The 16,438-nt window shown below is 73.1% G+C and carries 14 protein-coding genes; 9 read left to right on the plus strand and 5 right to left on the minus strand.

Going from position 1 to position 16,438, the window contains the following annotated elements:
* The first annotated feature begins 7 nt into the window (after window positions 1-7).
* From ACIBN2_RS24925 to ACIBN2_RS24950, 6 genes are all read left to right on the plus strand, one after another.
* Entirely contained in the window at window positions 8-460 is a 453-nt protein-coding gene (locus ACIBN2_RS24925) for an Lrp/AsnC family transcriptional regulator (protein ID WP_393865247.1), read from the plus strand.
* Between the two features lie 136 nt (window positions 461-596).
* A complete protein-coding gene (locus ACIBN2_RS24930; protein ID WP_399137322.1) occupies window positions 597-1,805 on the plus strand; it encodes an MFS transporter in 1,209 nt (402 codons plus the stop codon).
* A gap of 59 nt (window positions 1,806-1,864) precedes the next feature.
* Complete coding sequence (locus ACIBN2_RS24935) at window positions 1,865-3,826, plus strand: nitrate- and nitrite sensing domain-containing protein (protein WP_399137323.1); 1,962 nt, start codon at window positions 1,865-1,867, stop codon at window positions 3,824-3,826.
* Entirely contained in the window at window positions 3,823-4,200 is a 378-nt protein-coding gene (locus tag ACIBN2_RS24940; RefSeq protein ID WP_399137325.1) for a DUF742 domain-containing protein, read from the plus strand. The genes ACIBN2_RS24935 and ACIBN2_RS24940 overlap by 4 nt, the downstream gene beginning before the upstream one ends.
* A gap of 320 nt (window positions 4,201-4,520) precedes the next feature.
* Complete coding sequence (locus tag ACIBN2_RS24945; protein ID WP_399137326.1) at window positions 4,521-5,309, plus strand: carbon-nitrogen hydrolase family protein; 789 nt, start codon at window positions 4,521-4,523, stop codon at window positions 5,307-5,309.
* Window positions 5,310-5,359: 50 nt separating this feature from the next.
* Window positions 5,360-7,063, plus strand: a complete 1,704-nt coding sequence (locus ACIBN2_RS24950) for a flavin monoamine oxidase family protein (RefSeq protein WP_399137327.1) — start codon at window positions 5,360-5,362, stop codon at window positions 7,061-7,063.
* 35 nt (window positions 7,064-7,098) lie between these two features.
* Here the strand turns inward: ACIBN2_RS24950 and ACIBN2_RS24955 are convergent, their stop codons facing one another.
* Both ACIBN2_RS24955 and ACIBN2_RS24960 read right to left on the minus strand, forming a co-directional pair.
* The gene (locus ACIBN2_RS24955) at window positions 7,099-8,028 is read right to left on the minus strand and encodes an LLM class F420-dependent oxidoreductase (protein ID WP_399137329.1); all 930 of its coding nucleotides are present in this window, start codon (window positions 8,026-8,028) and stop codon (window positions 7,099-7,101) included.
* Between the two features lie 50 nt (window positions 8,029-8,078).
* Entirely contained in the window at window positions 8,079-8,762 is a 684-nt protein-coding gene (locus ACIBN2_RS24960; protein WP_399137330.1) for a DUF5995 family protein, read from the minus strand.
* Window positions 8,763-8,932: 170 nt separating this feature from the next.
* Between ACIBN2_RS24960 and ACIBN2_RS24965 the strand changes: the two genes are divergently transcribed.
* Window positions 8,933-10,045, plus strand: a complete 1,113-nt coding sequence (locus ACIBN2_RS24965; RefSeq protein ID WP_399137471.1) for a glycoside hydrolase family 6 protein — start codon at window positions 8,933-8,935, stop codon at window positions 10,043-10,045.
* Here the strand turns inward: ACIBN2_RS24965 and ACIBN2_RS24970 are convergent.
* Window positions 10,024-11,406: a uracil-xanthine permease family protein gene (locus ACIBN2_RS24970; protein ID WP_399137331.1), complete on the minus strand. Its 1,383-nt coding sequence runs from the start codon at window positions 11,404-11,406 to the stop codon at window positions 10,024-10,026. The genes ACIBN2_RS24965 and ACIBN2_RS24970 overlap by 22 nt on opposite strands.
* Before the next feature lie 138 nt (window positions 11,407-11,544).
* Between ACIBN2_RS24970 and ACIBN2_RS24975 the strand changes: the two genes are divergently transcribed.
* Window positions 11,545-12,804, plus strand: coding sequence for an alginate lyase family protein (locus tag ACIBN2_RS24975; protein WP_399137333.1), 1,260 nt, complete (start codon window positions 11,545-11,547; stop codon window positions 12,802-12,804).
* Window positions 12,805-12,923: 119 nt separating this feature from the next.
* Here ACIBN2_RS24975 and ACIBN2_RS24980 read toward each other — a convergent pair whose 3' ends face one another.
* The gene (locus ACIBN2_RS24980; RefSeq protein WP_399137335.1) at window positions 12,924-14,135 is read right to left on the minus strand and encodes an MFS transporter; all 1,212 of its coding nucleotides are present in this window, start codon (window positions 14,133-14,135) and stop codon (window positions 12,924-12,926) included.
* A 155-nt stretch (window positions 14,136-14,290) separates the two neighbouring features.
* Between ACIBN2_RS24980 and ACIBN2_RS24985 the strand changes: the two genes are divergently transcribed.
* Window positions 14,291-15,571, plus strand: coding sequence for an ROK family transcriptional regulator (locus ACIBN2_RS24985; protein WP_399137337.1), 1,281 nt, complete (start codon window positions 14,291-14,293; stop codon window positions 15,569-15,571).
* A 96-nt stretch (window positions 15,572-15,667) separates the two neighbouring features.
* On the opposite strand, the gene ACIBN2_RS24990 is transcribed toward ACIBN2_RS24985, so the two are convergent.
* Window positions 15,668-16,402 carry an SDR family oxidoreductase gene (locus ACIBN2_RS24990; protein ID WP_399137338.1) on the minus strand — a complete coding sequence of 245 codons (735 nt, stop codon included), beginning with the start codon at window positions 16,400-16,402 and terminating at the stop codon, window positions 15,668-15,670.
* Window positions 16,403-16,438 lie beyond the last annotated feature (36 nt).

Consider the following 16,438-nt stretch of genomic DNA (forward strand, 5'->3'; position numbering starts at 1 on the left):
ACCAGCAGTGCTGAACGATCTCGACGAACGCATCGTGCACGCCCTCGCCGAGGACGCCCGCCGCTCCTACGCGGACATCGGGCAGCTCGTGGGCCTCTCCGCCCCCGCCGTGAAGCGGCGCGTGGACCGGCTGCGCGCGACCGGGGCCATCACCGGCTTCACCGTACGGGTGGACCCGGGGGCCCTCGGCTGGGAGACCGAGGGGTTCGTCGAGATCTACTGCCGGCACAACACCTCGCCGGACACCATCCGGCGGGGCCTGGAGCGCTACCAGGAGGTCGTGGCCGCTTCCACGGTCACGGGCGACGCGGACGCCGTCGTCCAGGTCTTCGCCTCCGACATGCGGCACTTCGAGCGGGTCCTGGAGCGCATCGCTGGGGAGCCGTTCGTCGAGCGCACCAAGTCCGTGCTGGTGCTGTCGCCGCTGCTGCGCCGCTTCTCGTCGGGTTCGCCGACGTAATTCCCCGGCCGGCCGCGCCGGGTCCGCCTACCATCGGTGGCATGACCTGGCGACATTGATCCACCAGCCGTGCCTCCCGAGGGCCGCCTCGGACGCCGTACCTCCGGCGTCCGATCCGTCCCTGCGGGAAGGCCTCATGACACTCTCACCTGCGCGCGTGCCCGTCACCGCCGGCGTCCGCCGGCTCACGGCCACGCTGTACGGCTACGCGTTCCTCGACGACTTCGTCCTGCTCTACCCGGTGTACGCGCTGCTCTTCAGCGACACCGGCCTGTCCCTCTGGCAGATCTCCTCCCTCTTCGCCGTCTGGTCGCTCACCGGCGTGCTGCTCGAAGTGCCCTCCGGCGCCTGGGCCGACGCCGTCTCCCGGCGCCTGCTGCTGTGGCTGGGCCCGCTGCTGACCGCCGTCGGCTTCGCCCTGTGGGTGCTCACCCCGTCGTACTGGGCCTTCGCCCTCGGCTTCTTCCTGTGGGGCGCGCGCGGAGCCCTCGGCTCCGGTGCTCTGGAGGCCCTGGTCTACGAGGAGTTGGCGCGACTCGGCGCGGCCGGGCGGTACCCCCGCGTCATGGGGCGGGCCCGGGCCGCGGGCCTGGCCGCGGTCATGGCGGCGATGGGGCTCGCCGGTCCGGTGTTCGCCTGGGGCGGCTTTCCGGCCGTCGGCGCGGCGAGCGTCCTCGCCTGTCTGGCGAGCGCCCTGACCGCGACCCGGTTCCCCGAGGACCGCAAGGCGGCGGACGGCGGGGGTGACGGCTGGGCCGCGACGCTGCGGGACGCACTGACGGAGGTGCGCCGCGACCGGTCGCTGCGCGGCGCGCTGCTGCTGGTGCCCGCGGTCGGGGCCGTGTGGGAGGCGCTCGACGAGTACACCCCGCTGCTGGTGCGGGACACCGGCGTGGCCGAGGCGACGGTGCCGTACCTGCTCCTGCTGATCTGGGCGGGAGCGACCGCCGGAAGCCTGCTCGCCGGGGTGTGCGGACGGCTGGGCACGGCGGGCCTCGCGGCGGTGCTCACCGGTGCCGCGCTCGCACTCGCCGTGGGCTCCGCCGCGCGGACGCCCGCCGCCCTCGGCCTCGTGGCCCTCGCCTTCGGCTGCTTCCAGCTGGCGACCGTGCTCGCCGACGTCCGACTCCAGCGGCGGCTCGGCGACACGGCCCGGGCCACGCTGACCTCGGTCGCGGGCCTGGGCAGCGACCTCGCCACGGTCGTGGTCTACGGCCTGTACGCGGCCGTCGCGTCGAGGTCCGCGCACAGCACGGCCTTCGCGGTGTTCGCCGTGCCGTATCTCGTGACCGCGGTGCTGCTGTTGCTCGGGAGGCCATTGCGGTCCCGGCGCGGCATCCCGTAGGTTGTCCGGCGTTCGCTACCGACGGGTAACACCAGTGGGTAACACTCCAGGGGGAGAGCATGCGCCGGCTCATCGGCCGTCCGAGGACGGTCCGCTCCCGGATCGTGGCACTGGCGCTCGCCCCGGTGCTCGCCCTGCTGGTGCTGTGGGGCTTCGCCATGGTGTCGGTCACCGGCGAACTGCGCGCGCTCGTCCGGGTGCAGGGGGTCTACGAGGAGTTCGGCACCCCCGTCGACACGGCCGTCGGGCAGATCCAGATCGAACGGCGGCTCACGGCCGCCTACTTGGGCACCGACCGGCGTTCGCCCCCCATCGTGGGGCTGATGGAGCAGCAGCGCCGCACGGACCGGGCCGTGAGCGCCATGCGTGACGCGGTCAGGACCGGCGACCGGGACCTGCTCACCGGGCGGCAGCGGCAGGCGCTGGACGCCATGGTCGCGGCCACCGGAAGGCTGGAGGGCCTGCGGGAGCGGGTGCTGTCCCGGGACATCTCCTGGGACCGGGCGGTGCGCGAGTACAGCGCCCTGGTGGAGCCCGGCTTCGACGTGCAGTCGACGCTCACCGCGCTGCAGGCCGGACAGCTGGCGCGGGAGGCCCAGGTCGTCGTCGAGCTGGTCCGGGTGAGGGAGTTCGTCTCCCGGGAGGACGCGCTGGTCGCCGGTGCACGGGCCGCCGGGAGGCTGACCGACCGGCAGTACGACACCCTCACGGCGACGATCGAGGACCGGCGGGTCTTCGAGCGGACCTACGTGCCCGACCTGCCGGGCGACTCACGGGCCCTGTTCGAGGACTTCCAGCACGGGGAGCTGTACCGCGGGCTGGTGAACGGTGAGGACGCGCTGCTCAGGGCGGGAGCGGCGGGGGCGGGCGAAGCCGTCGCCGCCGACTCCTGGCGCTCCACCACCGACCGGGCGGTCAAGCGCTACATGCAGCTGTGCACCCGGTCCGCCGAGAACTCCGCAGGACGCGGAAGGGAGTTCGCCTACCGGGAGCTGATCAAGGCCGTCGTCGTCGGTGTGTTCGGGCTCGCGGCCGTGGGCCTGTCGTGGTGGCTCGCGGTGCGCGGGGCGCGCCGCATCTCGCGTCGGCTGGAGCGGCTGCGTGACGCTGCCGACCTCCTCGCCACCCGTCAACTGCCCGACGTCATGGCGCGGTTGAGCGCTGGCGAGGACGTGGACGCGGTCGCCGAGGCGCCGCCGCTCGCGGACGGGGACGCGGGCACCGACGAGATCGGCGACGTGGGGCGGTCCTTCAACACCGCCCGGCTCGCGGCGGTCGAGGCGGCGGTGCGGCAGGCGGCCCTGCGCCGGGGCCTGTCCGCGGTGCTGCTCAACATCGCCCGCCGCAACCAGTCGCTGGTGCACCGGCAGCTCAAGCTCGTCGACACCCTGGAGCGGCGCACCGGCGACCCGGACGTCCTCGAACAGCTCTTCCGCATCGACCACCTCACCACGCGGATGCGGCGGCACGCCGAGAACCTGATCGTCCTCTCCGGCGCCGCACCCGGCCGCAGATGGCGGCGCCCGGTGCCCGTCGCCGACGTCGTCGCCTCCGCGGTCGGCGAGATCGAGGCCTACGCCCGGGTCGAGGTGCCGCCGATGGCGCGGGTGGGCGTGGCGGCGGACGCCGTCGGCGACGTCGTCCACCTGATCGCCGAGCTCGTCGAGAACGCCACGGTGTTCTCGCCGCCGGACACCCGCGTCACGATGCGCACCGAGCGCACGGGTCGCGGATTCACGCTGCGGATCGACGACCGAGGGCTCGGCCTCGACGCCGGGCACCTGGCGGAGGCCCGGCGGACGATCGGCGCCCCCGACGACTTCGACCCGACCCGGCACGAGCGGCTCGGCCTGTACGTCGTCGGCCGGCTCGCGGCACGGCACGGCATCGAGGTCACGCTGGACCCGTCGCCGTACGGCGGGACGACGGCGGTGGTCTCGCTGCCGGAGACGGTGCTGGCCGAGGAGGGCGACGGCACCGAGGGGGCGAAGGGCGTCCCGGCACGGGCGACCCTGCCGTGAGCGACGAGCACTGGTACGAGGACGAGACCGGGGCGATGGTGCGGCCCTACACCGTCACACGGGGCCGCACCCGGCCCGCCGACGGCCACCGCATAGATCTGATGTCGCAGGTCACGGCCTTGCCCACCGGCGACGCGCCGTCCGTCACCGACCACGCAGGCGCCCGGCTGCTCGCCCTGCTGCGCCACCGTCCCCGGCCCGTCGTCGAGCTCGCCGTGGACGCCGACCTGCCCCTGACCGTCGTGCGCGTCCTGCTCGGCGACCTGGCCGGGGCCGGCCTCGTACGCATCGACGCACCGCGGCCGGCACCGGGCGGCCCGGCGTCCGACCCCGCGTTGCTGAAGGTGATCGTCGAGCGACTGCGGGCGCTCTGACCCGGGCCGGGCCGGAAGTCCGGGTGCCAGGACACGACCTTGAAGTCGCCCGCCCCCTTCGGGAGCAGGGCCCCGAGCACGGCGATCGTCGTACGACGCTGCATGACGGTCCTTTCTGCAGGTGAAGCGGATGGTCACCACTGTTCCGGCGCCGCGCCGCCCGCACGTCGCACCGGGGCGCGCAACGAATCGCCGCCGGACCGCCGTCGTACGCAACGAACCGCTCACCGGCGCGCAACGGCTCCTTCTTGCCGGTGCCGGGCGGGCGACCGTACCGTCTAATTGCCCCCCACACGCACCCGTACCGGTGAGGAACACGCATGCGTACCGCCCTGCTCCAGAGCTCCGGCAGCCCCGGCTCCGTCGCCGAGAACCTCAAGGTCCTCGACGCCGCCGCGGGCCGTGCCGCCGCCGCGGGCGCAGCGCTGCTGGCCGCGCCGGAGATGTTCCTGACCGGGTACGCGATCGGCGACGGCATCGCGCGCCTCGCCGAGCCGGCCGACGGCGACTCCGCCGACGCCATCGCCGACATCGCGGCCAGGCACGGCCTGGCGATCGCCTACGGCTACCCGGAGCGCGACGGCGGCACGGTCTTCAACTCCGCCCAGCTGATCTCCGCCGCCGGCGACCGCCTCGCGAACTACCGCAAGACCCACCTCTTCGGCTGCTTCGAACGCGACCACTTCGCGCCGGGCGGGCAGCCGGTCGTCCAGGCCGAGCTGGACGGGCTGACCGTCGGCCTCATGATCTGCTACGACGTGGAGTTCCCGGAGAACGTCCGCGCCCACGCCCTGGCCGGCACCGACCTGCTCGTCGTGCCGACGGCGCAGATGCACCCCTTCCAGTTCGTCGCCGAATCGATGATCCCGGTGCGCGCCTTCGAGAACCAGATGTACGTCGCCTACGTCAACCGGGTCGGCCAGGAAGGGGAGTTCGACTTCGTCGGCCTCTCCACGCTGGCCGGTCCCGACGGGATCGCGCGCACCCGCGCCGGACGCGGCGAGGACCTCGTCGTCGCCGACGCCGACCCCGCCTTCCTCGCCGCCTCCCGTGAGGCGAACCCGTACCTGAAGGACCGCCGCCCCGCCCTGTACGGGCCCCTGGTCTGAAACCCCCCGAGCTTCCCCCGAGTTCTTTCCCCGCAAGGAGTCCGTACCCCATGACGTCCACCGTGCCCAACGCCGTCGAGCACGCAGACGAGCAGCAGCTGCCGCCGATCACCATGTTCGGCCCGGACTTCCCGTACGCGTACGACGACTTCCTCGCCCACCCGGCGGGCCTCGGCCAGATACCGGCGACCGAGCACGGCACCGAGGTCGCGGTCATCGGCGGCGGCCTCTCCGGCATCGTCGCCGCGTACGAGCTGATGAAGATGGGCCTGAGGCCCGTGGTGTACGAGGCCGACCGGATCGGCGGACGGCTGCGGACGGTGGGCTTCGAGGGAGCCGGCACCGAGGGGCTGAGCGCGGAGATGGGCGCCATGCGCTTCCCGCCGTCCTCCACGGCGCTCCAGCACTACATCGACCTGGTGGGGCTCGAGACCCGGCCGTTCCCCAACCCCCTCGCGGAGGCGACCCCTTCGACGGTCGTCGACCTCAAGGGCGAGTCGCACTACGCCGAGACGATCGACGACCTGCCGCAGGTCTACCGCGACGTCGCCGACGCCTGGAACCGGTGCCTCGAAGAGGGCGCCGACTTCTCCGACATGAACCGCGCCCTGCGCGAGCGGGACGTGCCGCGCATCCGCGAGATCTGGGCGAAGCTCGTCGAGAAGCTCGACAACCAGACCTTCTACGGCTTCCTCTGCGACTCCGAGTCCTTCAAGTCCTTCCGGCACCGCGAGATCTTCGGCCAGGTCGGCTTCGGCACCGGCGGCTGGGACACCGACTTCCCCAACTCCATCCTGGAGATCCTGCGGGTCGTCTACACCGAGGCCGACGACCACCACCGCGGCATCGTCGGCGGCTCGCAGCAGCTGCCGCTCCGGCTCTGGGAGCGCGAGCCGGAGAAGATCGTGCACTGGGCGTACGGCACCTCGCTGGCGGCGCTGCACGAGGGCGGCGCACCACGCCCGGCCGTCACCCGCCTGCACCGCACCGCCGGCAACCGGATCACCGTGACCGACGCGGACGGCGACATCCGCACCTACCAGGCGGCGGTCTTCACCGCCCAGTCCTGGATGCTGCTGTCGAAGATCGCCTGCGACGACTCGCTCTTCCCGATCGACCACTGGACCGCGATCGAGCGCACCCACTACATGGAGTCCTCGAAGCTGTTCGTGCCGGTCGACCGGCCGTTCTGGCTCGACAAGGACGAGGCCACCGGCCGGGACACCATGTCGATGACGCTCACCGACCGTATGACGCGCGGCACTTACCTCCTGGACGACGGCCCGGACAAGCCGGCCGTCATCTGCCTCTCCTACACCTGGTGCGACGACAGCCTGAAGTGGCTGCCGCTGTCCGCGAACGAGCGGATGGAGGTCATGCTGAAGTCGCTCGGCGAGATCTACCCGAAGGTCGACATCAGGAAGCACATCATCGGCAGCCCGATCACCGTGTCGTGGGAGAACGAGCCGTACTTCATGGGCGCGTTCAAGGCCAACCTGCCCGGCCACTACCGCTACCAGCGGCGGTTGTTCACCCACTTCATGCAGGACCGGCTGCCCGAGGACAAGCGGGGCATCTTCCTCGCCGGCGACGACATCTCCTGGACGGCCGGCTGGGCCGAGGGCGCGATCCAGACCGCGCTGAACGCGGTCTGGGGCGTCATGCACCACCTCGGCGGCGGAACCGACGCGACCAACCCGGGCCCCGGCGACCTGTACGACGAGATCGCACCCGTCGAACTGCCCGAAGACTAAGGGCCGCGGGGCAGGCGGGAACTGTCGGACACGCCCTAGATCCCGGCTGCGCGTGCCTTCTCGTACACCTCTGCCGCGACGTCCTTGAGTTCCGCGGCGTCGCGCAGGGTGCTCTGGAGGTCGACGATGATCTCGTCCGGGCTCGTCGCGGCGTACCCGGCCAGGTCCTCGACGATCTGGTCCACGCTGCCGTGCAGAGGCCGGCGGCCGGCGCCTTCGTGGGCCCGCGCGGAGTGGCGGGCGTTGGCGCGCAGCACCGTCCGGATCGGACGCGTGCGCCCGCGCTCGGCGGCCAGGTCCTCCAACTGCCTTCGTGAGCGGAGTAGTTGCTCGACACCCGAGGCGACGGGCAGCCAGCCGTCGGCGTGGTCGACGAGCCGCGTCATCGCCTTCCTGCTGCCGGCGGCCAGCAGGACCGGGATCGGCCGGGCGGGCTTGGGGCCGACCACGGCGGGGGCGATGCTCGTGGACCGGCCGTCGTACGACACCGGGTCCGGGCCCCACACCGCCCGGCACACCTCGATCACCTCGTCGAGGACCTGACCGCGCTCCGCGAAGGGGCGCACCGAGGCGGCCGCGTACTCGTCGTGCGACCAGCCGGTCCCGAAACCCGCGACGACCCGGCCACCGCTCGCCGCGTCCAGGGTGGCGAGGGTCCTGGCGAGCTGGAACGGCAGGCGCAGCGGGGCCACCAGCACGCTGGTGCCGAGCCGGGCCCTCTCCGTGACCGCGGCCGCCAGGGTCAGCGTGACCAGCGGGTCGGCGACCCCGCGGTAGTGGTCCGGCCAGGGGCGGCCCTCGATGCCGTACAGGCCCTGGCGGGCCGGCTCGGGGAACAGGATCCGTTCGTACACCCACAGGCTGTCGTAACCCGTCGCCTCGGCCGCGCGCGCCACATCGGGGACGTCCCGGCCGAGGTGGTACTGCCTGGTCTGAGGAAGCCCGAGCCCGAGCCGCACCGCCATGCCTGTGCTCCTTTGCAGAAGGTCCACCCGTGTCGAACGTACAACCTTCGTCAGGGCAGTGGCGTGAGCAGCATGCGGCTCGCGAATCCCACGGCCGCGTCCAGGCGGTCGGTGAACTCCTCGGCGACGTCGGGCAGTTCGCGCAGTGCCCAGAGGGCCCGCGCCGTCGACCAGGTGGCGTCCCGGGCGCGGTCCAGGCTCCAGGCGCCCAGCAGATGCGTGAGCGGGTCGGCGATCTGGAGGAGGTCGGGACCTGGCATCAGCTCTTCGCGGATGCGTTCCTCCAGCGAGACGAGGAGATCGCCCACGCGGTCGAACTCGTCCTCCAGATCGGCCGGTTCGCAGCGGAGCGTACGACAGCTGTCCACCACGGCGAGTGCCAGGTCGTGGCCGATGTGCGCGTTGATGCCCGCGAGCGCGAACTGCAGCGGGCGTACGCCGGGATGGCGGCGGAGCTGGAACAGGGGCCGCCAGCACGCCGGTGCCCGCCGCCCGTCGTCCACCGCGTCGACCGCGGCGAGATAGCGCTCCGCGAACCGCACGTCCAGCGTGGCCGCGGCGCGCGCGTCGGTGAACCGGCCGGTGTCGATGCGCCGGTCGACGGCCTCGGTGACGGCGAGGTAGACGCGGTTGAAGACCGCGACGCCGTCCCCGGCGGGCAGGCTCGCGTCCAGGGCGCGCAGACGGGAGACGACCGTGTCTACGGATGTGGTGACCTGTTCCAATTGCGCCATGGGGGAAGGGTCCCAGTCCTAGGCTGACCGGAGTGCAGACGGCACCGGCGCTTCCCCGGATCGGGGGAACGCACCCGCCGGGGGAGGGGAGCAGTGCGGTGGCAGGCCGACGTGCGCGGCGACTGGCCGCACGCAGGGCCGAACGCAGACGCGCCGCCCGGCGCGGGGCCATGGTCGCGGCGGCCGCGGTGGTCGTCGCCGTCGGCACCGTGGCCGGCACGCTGAGCGCGCTCGGTGACGGCCGGGGCGGCGACGAGGCGAGGCCCGAGGTGACCCGCTCGCCCCACCTGGACCGGCTTCCGGTGGTGCCGTCCCCGCCGGCGGCCGAGGCGTCGCCCACGGCCTTCCCGAGGCGCACGGCGAGCCCAACTCCCTCCGTGAGCCGGACGGAGAAGAAGCGGCAGCCCGCCCCGCCCGCCACCCGCCTGTACCGGCACCCCGACTCCCAGGTGCTCGACTGGGTGCGCGCCCACCCGGGCGATCCGCGCACGCCGGTCATCGCGTCCCGGATCGCCGGCCGGCCGGCCGCGGTGTGGTTCGCCGACTTCACGCCCTCGACCATCGCCTCCCGCGTCCGCGCCGTCACCTCGGGCGCCGCGGCGCAGGGCCGGGTGCCGGTCGTGGTGGCGTACGCGATACCCGGCCGCGACTGCGGCGGCGCCTCCGAGGGCGGGGCGCCCGGCCTCGCCGCCTACGACGGCTGGATCGACTCCTTCGCCGCGGGGCTCGGCTCCGGCGCGGTCGTCGTCATCCTCGAACCGGACGCGATCGCGCAGTCCGACTGCCTCTCCGGGGCTCAACGGGCCGCGCGGTTCGCCTCGTTGGCCCGCGCGGGCCGCGTCATGAAGGCCGCCGACCCGAAGGCCCGCGTCTACTACGACGCGGGCCACTCCGACTGGAACCCGGCAGCCGAGCAGGCGGCACGGTTGAAGCAGGCGGGCGCCGCCTCGGCCGCCTCCTCCGACGGCGTCTTCAGCAACGTCTCCAACTTCAACTCCACTTCGGACGAGATCGCCTACGACCGCCGGGTCCTCGCGGCGCTCGGCGGCCCCGCGAGCCTGGGCGCCGTCGTCGACACCAGCCGCAACGGCAACGGCGCCCCGGCCGACGGCGCCTGGTGCGACCCCGCGGGCCGCAGGATCGGCCGGGCGCCGACGCTGAGCACCGGCGAGGCCCGGATCGACGGCTACCTGTGGGTGAAGCCGCCCGGGGAGTCGGACGGGTGCGAGGGCGCGCCGGGCACCTTCAGCCCTTCGTACGCCTACGACTTGGCGTCGTCGTAGGAGGACGTGCCCTCGTCCAGCAGCGGGCCCTGCTGCTTGAGGTGGGGCGGGGCGAACGCGCGCAGCGCGTGGTAGCCGGTGATGACGACGATCGTGCCGAGCGCGATACCGCTGAGCGAGAAGTTGTCGGTGAACTTCATGGTGACGTTGCCGACGCCGATGATGATGCCCGCCGCGGCCGGCACCAGGTTCAGCGGATTGCGCAGGTCCACCCGGGAGTTGGTCCAGATCTGCGCGCCGAGCAGGCCGATCATGCCGTAGAGGATGACGGTGATGCCGCCGAGGACGCCGCCCGGGATCGCGGCCACGATCGCGCCGAACTTGGGGCAGAGGCCGAAGAGGAGGGCGAAGCCGGCGGCGGCCCAGTAGGCGGCGGTGGAGTAGACGCGGGTCGCGGCCATCACGCCGATGTTCTCGGAGTACGTGGTGTTGGGCGGGCCGCCGAGCGCGGTGGACAGGACGGAGCCGAGGCCGTCGGCGGCGATCGCGGTGCCGAGCCTGTCGTCCAGCGGGTCGCCGGTCATCTCGCCGACCGCCTTGACGTGCCCGGCGTTCTCGGCGACCAGGGCGATGACCACGGGCAGCGCGACCAGGATCGCCGACCACTGGAACGACGGCCCGTGGAAGGACGGCAGGCCGATCCAGTCGGCCTTGCCGACCGCGGAGAGGTCGAGCCGCCAGTGGTCGGTGAGCTTGCCGCTCGCGTCCACCGAGTGGATCCGGCCGAAGATCCGGTCGAAGGCCCAGGAGACGACGTAGCCGAAGACCAGGCCGAGGAAGATCGCGATCCGGGACCAGAAACCGCGCAGGCCGACGATGGCCAGACCGGTGAACAGCATGACCAGCAGGGCGGTCCACTGGTCCTGCGGCCAGTAGGTGGACGCCGTGACGGGTGCGAGGTTGAAACCGATCAGCATGACGACGGCGCCGGTGACGATCGGCGGCATCGCCGCGTGGATGATCCGCGCGCCGAAGCGCTGCACCGCGAGCCCCACCAGGAACAGCGCGACCCCGACGACGAGGACCGCGCCGGTCACCGTGGCGCTCGTGCCGCCCTGGGCGCGGATCACGGCGGCCACGCCCACGAACGACAGCGAGCAGCCCAGATAACTGGGCACCCGGCCGCGGGTCGCCAGCAGGAAGATGATGGTCGCGACGCCGGACATCATGATGGCGAGGTTCGGGTCGAGGCCCATGAGCACCGGAGCCACGAAGGACGCGCCGAACATCGCCACCACGTGCTGGGCACCGAGGCCGATCGTGCGGGGCCAGGTGAGGCGTTCGTCGGGCCGTACCACTGCTCCGGGCGCGGGGGTCCGCCCGTCGCCTCCGTGCAGCTTCCAGCGCACGCCGAGGTCCATGGTGAGGTTTCTCTTTCTCTGTACGTGAAGCCTGTCCGGACCATTGTCACGGGTACCAGGACGTCCTACGCTCACACGGTCCCTCTCATGAACACAGTTCACATACCTGACCAACCGTACGGCTGATCGGAGTGCCAGATGAGTGGAAGATCCCGTGCCGGCGTCCTGCTGGCCGCGGTGCTGACGCTCGGAGCCGGACTCGTCCCCTCCGCGCACGCGGCACCGAGGGTGCCCGACACCGCCGTCCTGGACGGCGCCCGGCTCCAGCAGACGAAGCTGCGCCTGGACCGCGGTGATCCACAACTGCGCCGCGCCGTCCGCACCTTGACGGCCCGCGCCGACGCCTGGCTGGACCAGGGCCCCTGGACGGTCGTGGACAAGCCGAAGCCGGCACCCGGCGGAGACGTCCACGACTATCTGAGCCAGGCCCCCTACTGGTGGCCCACCACGGCCCCGACGGCCGGCAACCCCTGGGGCTGTCCCTACGTTCAGCGCGATGGACAACGCAACCCCGAAGTCGACTCCGGCACCGACCGCCAGGACGTCGAGAAGGTCTTCGACTCCTCCTACGACCTGTCGCTGGCCTGGTACTACACGGGCAAGCGGCAGTACGCCGAGAAGGCGGCCCAGGTCCTGCGCACCTGGTTCCTCGACCCGGCGACCCGGATGAACCCGAACCTCGACCACGCGCAGTTCATCCCCTGCAAGTACGACGGCCGGGCCATCGGCATCATCGACTTCTCGCAGTCGTACACGAGCGTCGTCGACGCCCTCGCCGTCCTCGGCAGCGGCGCACCCGGCTGGACCAAGGCCGACCGCAGCGGCATGACGCAGTGGAACACCGACTTCCTGGGCTGGCTGAGGAACAGCGACTTCGGCCGGCAGGAGGGCGCCGCCGCCAACAACCACGGCACGTTCTACGACATGCAGCTCGCCGCCCTCGCCTACGCGACCGGCGACCGGGCACTGGCCCGGCGGACCGTGCTGGACGCGCGCGCCAGGCGCATCGACCCGCAGATCGCCGGTGACGGCAGCCAGCCGCAGGAACTCGCGCGGACGCGGAGCTGGCACTACTCCACCTTCGACCTGGTGGCGTACACACGGCTCGCGGCCATCGGCCGGCACGTCGGCGTCGACCTGTGGGGCTATCAAGGGCCGGACGGACAGGGCCTGTTCAAGGCCGTGGACTTCCTGCTGCCCGCCGCGACCGGGGCCGGCTCCTGGACGTACCCGGAGCTGGAGTTCCACCGCTTCGCGGCGAGCGACGTCGTGCACGCGGCGGCGGACGCGGGCGACGAGGCGGCGCGCAAGGCCGTCCCCGAACTCGAGGCACCGCCCGGCGGTGACCTCTGGGCGCTGCGCCCGGCGGCCGAGCAGCTGGACTCGATCGCGGGCTGATCAGGTCGCACCGATCGGCAGTGGCTGATCAGGTCCCACCGACCGGGGCTCCCGGGCATTCCCTTCGGGCGGAGCGCCCCCACCGCTCCTTCCCGGCGCCCGGGAGTCCCTCGGCCCCCTCAGGGCCGCGGGTCGGGAACCGCCGCCTTAGGCCGGCCGATCTCCGTGCGGTTGCGCTCGCCCGACCGCAGGACGCCCGCGAAGGCGGCGAGTCCGCAGGCCAGGACCGTCACCAGCACGAACGACACCGTCAGGCTGGTGGCCTGGGCCACCCCGCCGATCAGGCTCGGCGCGACCAGGCCCGAGGTGTAGGTGATGGTCGCGACGCCCGCGATGGCCTGGCTCGGGTTCGGGCCGCTGTGCCCGGCCGCCGCGAAGCAGAGCGGTACGACCACGGCGATGCCGAGGCCCATCAGCGCGAACCCGGCCATCGCCACCGCAGGATGACCGGCGACGACGATCAGCAGTCCGCCGGCCACGGCGAGGGCGCCGCCCGCCCGGACCGTGCGGACCGCGCCGAAGCGGTTGACCACCGCGTCGCCCACCAGCCGGGCCACCGCCATGGTGAGCATGAACCCGGTGGTGCACGCGGCCGCGAGACCCGCCGAGGTCTCCAGCCGGTCGCGCAGATAGACCGCGGACCAGTCCAGGCTCGCCCCCTCCGCGAACACCGCGCAGAAGCCGACGGCGCCGATCAGCAGCGCGGACCTGGGCGGCAGCGCGAACCGCGGCGGCGGCTCCTCGTCCTCGGCGGGCTGCAGGTCGAGCACCCAGCGGCAGGCCAGCACACCCAGCAGCGTCAGCGTCACCGCGGCCAGCGCGAAGTGCAGGCGGGCGTCCGCGCCGAGGTGTGCGGCGAGTGTGCCGGCCGCCGACCCGACCAGGGCGCCCGCGCTCCACATGCCGTGCAGGCCCGACATGATCGACTTGCCGAGCATCCGCTCGACCTCGACACCGAGCGCGTTCATGGCGACGTCCGCCATGCCCGCGCTCGCGCCGTACACGAACATCGACAGACACAGGGTGAGCAGGTTCGGCGCGAGGGACGGCAGGATCAGGGACAGCGTCCAGAGCGCGATCAGCCCGCGCAGCGCCGTACGGCTGCCGAAGCGGTGACTGATCCGGCCCGCCAGCGGCATGGAGCAGGAGGCACCGAACGCCGTGAAGGCGAGGGCGAAGCCGAGCTGGCCCGCGCTCAGCGAGGCGTGGTCCTGGACCCAGGGCACACGGGTCGCGAACGAGCCCGTGACGGCTCCGTGCACGGCGAACACGGCGGCCACGGCGTACCGGGCGCGCCTCACCTCGCGCAGGTCGTAGACCACATCACGCATTCTCCGGCCCCTCCCCGTCCTGCCGAGTTCCCCAGGTTCCCCACCTGCGTCCGGTAAACTATCAGGAACCCTGCCTGATAGATAGGGCTTTCCTCGGCCTTGCGGGCGGCCGGACGCCGTGCGGTGCGGTCCCGCCGATCTGGAAGGATCCCGGCATGCCTGCCTCTCCGAGCACCGCCCGGGCCATCAACGACCGGCTCGCCCTGCGCCTGCTCCAGGAGGAGGGCCCGCTGACGGCGGGGCAGTTGAAGCAGCTGACCGGACTGTCCCGGCCGACCGTCGCCGACCTGGTGGACCGCCTCACCGCGTCCGGGCTGATCACCGTGGTCGGGGAGGCGGGGGAGCAGCGCCGCGGCCCGAACGCCAGGCTCTACGGGATCGTGGCCGACCGCTCGCACCTGGCGGCGCTGGACGTCCGCACCGAGGGGGTCTCGGTGGTCGTGACCGACCTGGTGGGCCGGGTGCTCGCCGAGGCGTCGGTGCCGATCGTCGGCGAGACGGGGACCGGGCCCGTGGTGGAGCAGGCGGTCGCCCTGGTCGAGCGGGCGGCGAAGGAGGCCGGAGTGGCGGGGGCGCCTCCGGGGGAGGGGGCGCGCGCGTGGGGGCGCCTGCACACCGTCGGCATCGGCGCCCCCGGCCTGATCGACCCGGCCACCGGTGAACTGCGCGACTCCTCCGGCCTGCCCGAATGGCACCGGCGCCTGGTCGCCGCCCTCCAGGACCGGTTCCCCGAGGCCCGCGTCAGCGTCGACAACGAGGCCAACCTCGCGGCCCTGGCCGAGCAGCGCGAAGGCGCGGCCCGCGATCGCGACACGTTCGTCCTGCTGTGGCTGAGCCATGGCACGGGCGCCGCCGTGGTGCTGGACGGCGCCCTGCGCCGCGGGGCCTCCGGCGGCACGGGCGAGATCGGGTTCCTGCCGGTGCCGGGGACGGCCGGCCTGCCGTCGGCGACCGACTGCGACGGCGGCTTCCACTCCCTGGCCGGGTCGGCCGCGATCGTGCAACTGGCGGGGGAGCACGGGCTGACGACCGCGGACGCGGCCGAGCAGCCGGCCGCCGCAGGCGTGGTGCGCGAGGCGGCGCGGACGGCCGCGTCCACGTCTACGACCACGGTCACGACTTCGGCCACGACTACGACTACGGCCCGGGGCGAGGACGCCAGGCGCTTCCTCGACGCCCTCGCCGACCGCCTCGCCGTGGGGGTGGCCTCCGTCGTGGCGATCCTCGACCCCGGATGCGTCGTGCTCGGCGGCGAGGTCGGACAGGCCGGCGGCGAGGAGCTCGCCCGGCGGGTGGCGGAGCGCGTCCGCCGGATGACACCGCTCGGCACGGAGGTCCGGCCGAGCACCCTCGGCGGCGGCGCCGTGCTGCGCGGTGCGCTGCTCACCGCCCGGGACCGCGCCCAGGAGGAGCTGTTCGCACCTCCGGAGCGGTAGGTCCCGGCCGGGCGTTCCACTCCCCGAACTCCCCGGACGCCCCGAACTCCTTCTGCTCAAAGTGCAGTTCGCGTTCCTCCGGTTCGGCCGGAAGGCTCAGGCCCGCTTCAGGTACTCCTCGAACGTGCCCTTCCCCGTGGCCTGTTCCGGGGCCAGATGGCCGCCGTCGCGGAACGCCCGGTACGTCTTGCCCGGCAAGGGCACGCCGACCACCGGCCGCCGGCGTCCCGTCGCCTTCAGCCAGGCGCGGGCCAGCGACTCGAAGGTGCGGATCTCGGGTCCGCCCATGTCCTCGACCCGGCCGGCGGGCGCCTGTGCCGACAACTCGGCCAGCCGCTCGGCCACTTCGGCCACCTCGACCGGCTGGTCCCGCACCCCGGCCGGCAGCAGCAGGACCGGCAGCTTGGCCAGCGCCCGGAAGATCATCACCGGCAGGTCGTGGAACTGGGTCGCGCGCAGCACCGTCCAGCCGAGCCCCGACTCCTCGATCATCCTCTCGACCGCGAGCTTGGTCCGGTAGTACGGGAACGGCACCAGGTCGACGCCGACGATCGAGATGTAGACCAGGTGCTCCACGCCGGCCCGGCGTGCCGCCTCGATCAGGTTCCGGGCCGCCTTCTCGTCCCCGCCGGTCTGCGTGGTCGCGCAGTGCACGACCGTGCCGACGCCCGCGAGCGCCGCGTCCAGACCGGCACCGCCCTTGCGCAGGTCGACGGCGTAGGGCTGTGTGTGCCGGCTGAGCACCCTGACCTCGTGACCGTCCGCGCGCAGCCGCTCGGTGACGAGCCGGCCGAGGGTTCCGGTACCGCCGGTCACCAGGATCGTGGTCATGCCGTTCAGCTCCTTCGACGCCGGGCGCTCCCGGGT

It is taken from the genome of Streptomyces sp. NPDC050534 (assembly GCF_044457745.1).
Classification (GTDB): Bacteria; Actinomycetota; Actinomycetes; order Streptomycetales; family Streptomycetaceae; genus Streptomyces.

Excerpts from the sequence above, each read along its gene's own strand:
- ACIBN2_RS24930 (WP_399137322.1), top strand. The coding sequence starts at position 597 with ATGACACTCTCACCTGCGCGCGTGCCCGTCACCGCCGGCGTCCGCCGG.
- ACIBN2_RS24935 (WP_399137323.1), top strand. The coding sequence starts at position 1,865 with ATGCGCCGGCTCATCGGCCGTCCGAGGACGGTCCGCTCCCGGATCGTG.
- ACIBN2_RS24945 (WP_399137326.1), top strand. The coding sequence starts at position 4,521 with ATGCGTACCGCCCTGCTCCAGAGCTCCGGCAGCCCCGGCTCCGTCGCC.
- ACIBN2_RS24950 (WP_399137327.1), top strand. The coding sequence starts at position 5,360 with ATGACGTCCACCGTGCCCAACGCCGTCGAGCACGCAGACGAGCAGCAG.
- ACIBN2_RS24955 (WP_399137329.1), bottom strand. The coding sequence starts at position 8,028 with ATGGCGGTGCGGCTCGGGCTCGGGCTTCCTCAGACCAGGCAGTACCAC.
- ACIBN2_RS24960 (WP_399137330.1), bottom strand. The coding sequence starts at position 8,762 with ATGGCGCAATTGGAACAGGTCACCACATCCGTAGACACGGTCGTCTCC.
- ACIBN2_RS24965 (WP_399137471.1), top strand. The coding sequence starts at position 8,933 with ATGGTCGCGGCGGCCGCGGTGGTCGTCGCCGTCGGCACCGTGGCCGGC.
- ACIBN2_RS24970 (WP_399137331.1), bottom strand. The coding sequence starts at position 11,406 with ATGGACCTCGGCGTGCGCTGGAAGCTGCACGGAGGCGACGGGCGGACC.
- ACIBN2_RS24975 (WP_399137333.1), top strand. The coding sequence starts at position 11,545 with ATGAGTGGAAGATCCCGTGCCGGCGTCCTGCTGGCCGCGGTGCTGACG.
- ACIBN2_RS24980 (WP_399137335.1), bottom strand. The coding sequence starts at position 14,135 with ATGCGTGATGTGGTCTACGACCTGCGCGAGGTGAGGCGCGCCCGGTAC.
- ACIBN2_RS24985 (WP_399137337.1), top strand. The coding sequence starts at position 14,291 with ATGCCTGCCTCTCCGAGCACCGCCCGGGCCATCAACGACCGGCTCGCC.
- ACIBN2_RS24990 (WP_399137338.1), bottom strand. The coding sequence starts at position 16,402 with ATGACCACGATCCTGGTGACCGGCGGTACCGGAACCCTCGGCCGGCTC.